The following is a 4,750-nucleotide window of genomic DNA, read 5'->3' as shown; positions in this document are numbered from 1 at the left end:
CGAGCGAACACCGTGTTACCCCAGCCACTCACCAGCCGGTCGGCATCTTCGACGGGTCGGTGCCCGTCGGCGCGACGCCGTAGCGGCGCAGGGCGAAGGACATGATCTGCGAGAAGACCGGGCCGGTGACGGTGCCACCGCCACCGCCGTTGCCGGGGTTGTGGATGGCGACGTAGACCGTGAACCGCGGGTCGTCGGTCGGGGCGAAGCCGCCGAAGGAGACGGTGGTGGTGCCGTCATAGCACTTGCACTCGGAGTTGACCCGCTGCGCGGTGCCGGTCTTGCCGGAGACCCGGTAGCCCTCGACACCGGCCTGCGGAGCGGTGCCGTTGACCGGATCGTTGATGACCCGCTCCATCATCTCCGCGGTCTGGGACGCCGCCTTCTCGGAGACCACGCGGGTGCGTTCGGCGGTGTCGGTGCCGACCTCGGCACCGGAGTTGTTGGTGGCGCTCCCGGCGATCAGGCTGGGGTCGATGCGTACGCCGCCGTTGGCGATCGTGTTGACCGCCGCGGTCATCTGCACGGCGTTGACCGAGATGGACTGGCCGAAGTCGATGCGGTCCTCGTCGGCCGCGTTCCACGTCTCGGGCGAAGCCAGCAGACCGCTTGACTCGGTGTCGAGACCGAGGCCGGTGCGCTGCCCCTGACCGAAGGCGGACAGGTAGTCGCGCAGCTGCCCGTCGGCGTACTTGTCGGCGGCCATCACCGTGCCGATGTTGGAGGACTTCGCGATCACCCCGGCGAGGGTGAGCTTCTCGACTCCGTGGGGATAGTAGTCGTGGATGTCGGCGTCCCCGGAGCGGTAGGACCCCGGCACCTTGAGCCGCGTCGAGGGCGAGACGAGCCCCTGGTCGAGCAGACCGGCCACGGTGAGCACCTTCTGCACCGAGCCCGGCTCATAGACGTTGGAGAGCGCGTTGCTGCCCCGCAGCGCATTCGGCGAGGCCCCCGGGTCGCGCGCGTCGAAGGTCGGGTAGTCGACCAGGCTCAGGATCTCGCCGGTCTTGGTGTCCATGACCACGGCCATCCCCGACTCGGCGCGCGACTTCTGCACGGCGCCCATCAGGGTCTGCTGCACGTAGTACTGCAGGTCGCGGTCGAGAGTGAGAGCCAGGTCGTTGCCGTCGACCGGGTCGACGCGGTTGTTGGTGCCCAGCGGCATCCGGGTGCCGTTGGCCGGGCTGGTCGCGTCGTACTCGGCGTGTCCGTCCTTGCCGGCCAGGTGCTTGTCGAAGGCCGCCTCGAGACCGGCCAGCGGCTCGTCGTTGCCGAGGAAGCCGACCAGGTTGGCCGCGACGTCGCCGTTGGGATAGTTGCGCAGCGGGTCCCGGCTGGTCCACAGCCCCTGATAGCCCTCCTTGGACGCCTTCTCCACCGCGGCGGTCGCCTGGGTCGCGGGCACCTGACGCTTGATGTACTGGAACCGGCTACCGTCCTTGCGCAGCTTGGTGAGCGCCGAGGCGTAGTCGACCCCGAGCTCCTTGGACAGGAACGCGGCGATCGCCGGGGCGTCCTTCTTCGTCTGCTTCGGGTCGGCCAGCACCATCAGGCCGTCGGCCGAGTCGGCCAGCGCCTCACCGTCACGGTCGAGGATCTCGCCACGCTCGGCCGGGAGCACGACGTCGACGACGTTCTCGGCGGCCGCCATCGCGGCGTACGAATGGGGGTCGATGCCCTGCAGCTGCACCAGCCGGCCACCGAAGACCGAGAGCACCATCGCGACCAGGATGAACCCGACCCGGAGCCGGATGTGCACCGGCCCGCGACGCCGGCCGTCCTTCTGGTCCGACTTGCGGGCCAGCTTCTGGGCCACCTTCGGTACAGGCTTCCGGGTCTTCCTCTGGGCCATCTCAGTCCTCCTCAGCGCGCCTCGTCCGACGACGTACGCTCCCGGTCCTCGGCGGCCCTCTTCTCCTCCGCCTTCTTCGCGGCGAGCGCCTTCTCCTCGGCCTTCTTCTTGGCCGCCTCTTCCTTGCGCGCCTTCTCCTCGGCGACCTGCACGCTGTAGGGCTTGGCCTGCTTCGGGTGCAGCGGCGGGGTCGCGGAACGGTCGGCCGCGGCAGCCTCGCCCTCGACCTTCGCCTCGGGGACCCTCAGCATGGCCGCGTTCTGCGGGACGACCATGCCGAGCCCCTTCGCCTTGGCGGCGATCTTGTGCGGGTCCTCCATCTTCTTGAGCTCGCCGTCGAGCGCCTGCTCACGGGCGGCGAGGGTCGTCGCCTGCTCCTGGAGACGCTGCTCCTGGAAGGCCGACTGCTGCATGGAGGTGTTGAAGACGAGCAGCCCGACGACGCCACCGATCAGCAGCATCGAGACGAGCACGACGAACGGCAGCCGCGGAGCCAGCGCGCCCGGCATCGGGGCCGGGACGGCGGAGAGCCGGGTCTGGGTCGTCTCGGCAGCCTGTTCGGGGCTGCGCCCTGGCGCCTGTGGCGCGGCGGCGATGCTCATCTGGTTGCTCCTGGTGACGGCTTGGCAGTTGTTCGTGGCTTGGTGCGTTCCACCGCACGCAGTCGCACCGAGGCGGCGCGCGGGTTCTCCTCGATCTCTCGCTCGTTGGCCTGCTCGGAACCACGGGTGAGCAGGCGGAAGGACGGCTCGGCCTCCGGCGGGACGAACGGCATGTCGGGAGGTACGTCCAACCTGGTCGCATCGGCGAAGGCCCGCTTGGTGAGCCGGTCCTCGAGCGAGTGGTAGGACTCGACCACCACCCGGCCCCCGACCCCGACGGCCTCCAGCGAGTCCGGCAGCGCCGTACGCAGCGCCCCGAGCTCGTCGTTGACCTCCATCCGCAGCGCCTGGAAGGTGCGTTTGGCCGGATGTCCGCCGGTGCGTCGCGCCGGAGCCGGGATCTCCGCGTAGAGAAGCTCCACCAGGGGCCCGCTCGTCGTGAACGGCACCTTCTCGCGGCGGTTGACGACGGCGTACGCGATCTTCTTGGCGAACTTCTCCTCGCCGTAGTCGCGCAGGATCCGGGTCAGGTCCGGCGCCGAGTAGGTGTTGAGCACATCGGCGGCGGTCTGTCCTTGGGTCGCATCCATGCGCATGTCGAGGGGCGCGTCCTCGGCGTAGGCGAAGCCCCGCTCGCGCTGGTCGAGCTGCATCGAGGAGACACCGAGGTCGAAGAGCACTGCCTGGACATCGTCGAGCCCCTGGCGGGCGACGACGTCGAGGATCTCGTCGTAGACCGCGTGGACACCGGTCCACCGGTCGCCGAAGCGCGCCAGCCGCTCCCCCGCGATCGAGAGGGCATAGGTGTCGCGGTCGATGCCGATCACCGTCGCGCCGGGAATCCGCTCGAGGACCGCCTCGGTGTGACCACCGTGGCCGGTCGTGCAGTCGACGAGGACGCCGCCGTCAGCGAGAGCCGGCTCGAGCAGGTCGACGATGCGGTCGAGCATGACCGGCACGTGCTTCTGGTTCGTCACCGCCTCGACCCCCATCGCACGGTTTCATCTGGTGTGTGTTCTCCCGCGGTCCACGGGCTGACAACGCCACGGATCCGCAGAGCCAGGTCTCATGCCCGCTCCGTCTCACGCGTTGGTGCCGTCCGGTGCCGGGGAAGGTGCCCCGGATGGCCGATGAGTGGAGCGGGACTGAGACCTCGTCCTGCGGATCCGCTGTTGACTTGTCCTGGTGTTGATATGTCGCTGTATCGCTTTGTGGATCTATCAGTCCGTCGCCTCGTCGAGGTCTGCGAACTTGGCCTGTGCACCCGCGGAGTACTCCGCCCACTTGGCCGGGTCCCAGATCTCGATCCGGTCCATCACACCGATCACGACCACGTCCTTGACGATCCCGGCGTAGTCACGCAGGAGCGGCGAGATGCCGATCCGGCCCTGCTTGTCCGGCGTCGTCTGCTCCGCCCCCGCGAAGAGGACACGGGCGTAGTCACGTGCGTCCCGAGAGGTGAGCGGCGTCTGCTGGGCCCGCTGCGCCTCCTGCATGAAGACGTCCTCGGGCCACACCACGAGGCAGTTCTCCTGACCTTGCGTCACGACAACCCCCTCAGCCAGTCGATCTCGGAACTTTGCGGGAAGGAAGACCCTGCCTTTGTCATCGAGCTTCGGCGTGTACGTGCCCATGAAGAACATGTGCTCGCCCCCGCGGTCCGCTCAACGTGGATCTTCCTCCACTTTGCTCCACCGTACCCCACAATCCCCCACTTTCAAACCACTTCACTCCCCCAACGGGTCACCTCACGCCACATCCGGGTCTCGGCGGCTCCGATGAGCGAGGTCGCGGACCTGGTCGGAACAGGTCGCGGATCCCGTCCGGATAGGTCACAGACAGGTCAATGCCGCAGACGCCGTAGGCGCTACCCCGTACGGTGTCCCCATAAACAGGTTGAGTCGGAAGGACGCGACGTGACGACGCCGGCGGAAGCCCCAGGATCAAGCCCAGTTCATGGGGCAGACATAGAGACATTGGTGCGGGTCGCGGGCCGCATACGCGACAGCATCGAGAAGGTGATCGAAGGGAAGACCGACGTCGTCGACTCCACCCTCACCGTGCTGCTCGCCGAGGGCCACCTCCTGATCGAGGACGTGCCCGGGGTCGGCAAGACCCAGCTCGCGAAGGCGCTGGCGCGCTCGATCGACTGCTCGGTGCGGCGCATCCAGTTCACCCCCGACCTGCTCCCGAGCGACGTCACCGGGGTCTCGGTGTTCAACCAGAACACCCGCGAGTTCGAGTTCCGCCCGGGCGGCATCTTCGCCAACATCGTGGTCGGCGACGAGATCAACCG

The 4,750-nt window shown here is 68.3% G+C and carries 5 protein-coding genes; 1 reads left to right on the top strand and 4 read right to left on the bottom strand.

The genetic code is table 11. The annotated features are described in order from the left end of the window. Positions 1-28: 28 nt before the first annotated feature. From ACRDPS_RS22170 to mraZ, 4 genes are all read right to left on the bottom strand, one after another. Positions 29-1,852 carry a peptidoglycan D,D-transpeptidase FtsI family protein gene (locus ACRDPS_RS22170; RefSeq protein ID WP_431503831.1) on the bottom strand — a complete coding sequence of 608 codons (1,824 nt, stop codon included), beginning with the start codon at positions 1,850-1,852 and terminating at the stop codon, positions 29-31. 11 nt (positions 1,853-1,863) lie between these two features. Further along, positions 1,864-2,454: a hypothetical protein gene (locus ACRDPS_RS22165; protein ID WP_431503830.1), complete on the bottom strand. Its 591-nt coding sequence runs from the start codon at positions 2,452-2,454 to the stop codon at positions 1,864-1,866. Continuing rightward, a complete protein-coding gene (gene rsmH, locus ACRDPS_RS22160; RefSeq protein WP_431503829.1) occupies positions 2,451-3,446 on the bottom strand; it encodes a 16S rRNA (cytosine(1402)-N(4))-methyltransferase RsmH in 996 nt (331 codons plus the stop codon). Before rsmH ends, ACRDPS_RS22165 begins: the two co-directional genes overlap by 4 nt. A 228-nt stretch (positions 3,447-3,674) precedes the next feature. Continuing rightward, positions 3,675-4,088, bottom strand: coding sequence for a division/cell wall cluster transcriptional repressor MraZ (gene mraZ, locus ACRDPS_RS22155; protein WP_431503828.1), 414 nt, complete (start codon positions 4,086-4,088; stop codon positions 3,675-3,677). Between the two features lie 333 nt (positions 4,089-4,421). On the opposite strand from mraZ, the gene ACRDPS_RS22150 reads away from it, so the two are divergent. Beyond that, positions 4,422-4,750: AAA family ATPase (locus tag ACRDPS_RS22150; RefSeq protein ID WP_431503832.1), on the top strand; the 329-nt coding region annotated here is incomplete at its 3' end.

Source organism: Nocardioides sp., from assembly GCF_050699375.1.
Taxonomy (GTDB): Bacteria; Actinomycetota; Actinomycetes; order Propionibacteriales; family Nocardioidaceae; genus Nocardioides.
Note: the sequence above shows the minus strand (reverse complement) of the source record. Positions and strands in the feature narration are given on the sequence as shown.

Bases quoted from the DNA above. Each gene is read 5' to 3' on its own strand.
- ACRDPS_RS22170 (WP_431503831.1), bottom strand. From the start codon at position 1,852: ATGGCCCAGAGGAAGACCCGGAAGCCTGTACCGAAGGTGGCCCAGAAG.
- ACRDPS_RS22165 (WP_431503830.1), bottom strand. From the start codon at position 2,454: ATGAGCATCGCCGCCGCGCCACAGGCGCCAGGGCGCAGCCCCGAACAG.
- rsmH (WP_431503829.1), bottom strand. From the start codon at position 3,446: ATGGGGGTCGAGGCGGTGACGAACCAGAAGCACGTGCCGGTCATGCTC.
- mraZ (WP_431503828.1), bottom strand. From the start codon at position 4,088: ATGGGCACGTACACGCCGAAGCTCGATGACAAAGGCAGGGTCTTCCTT.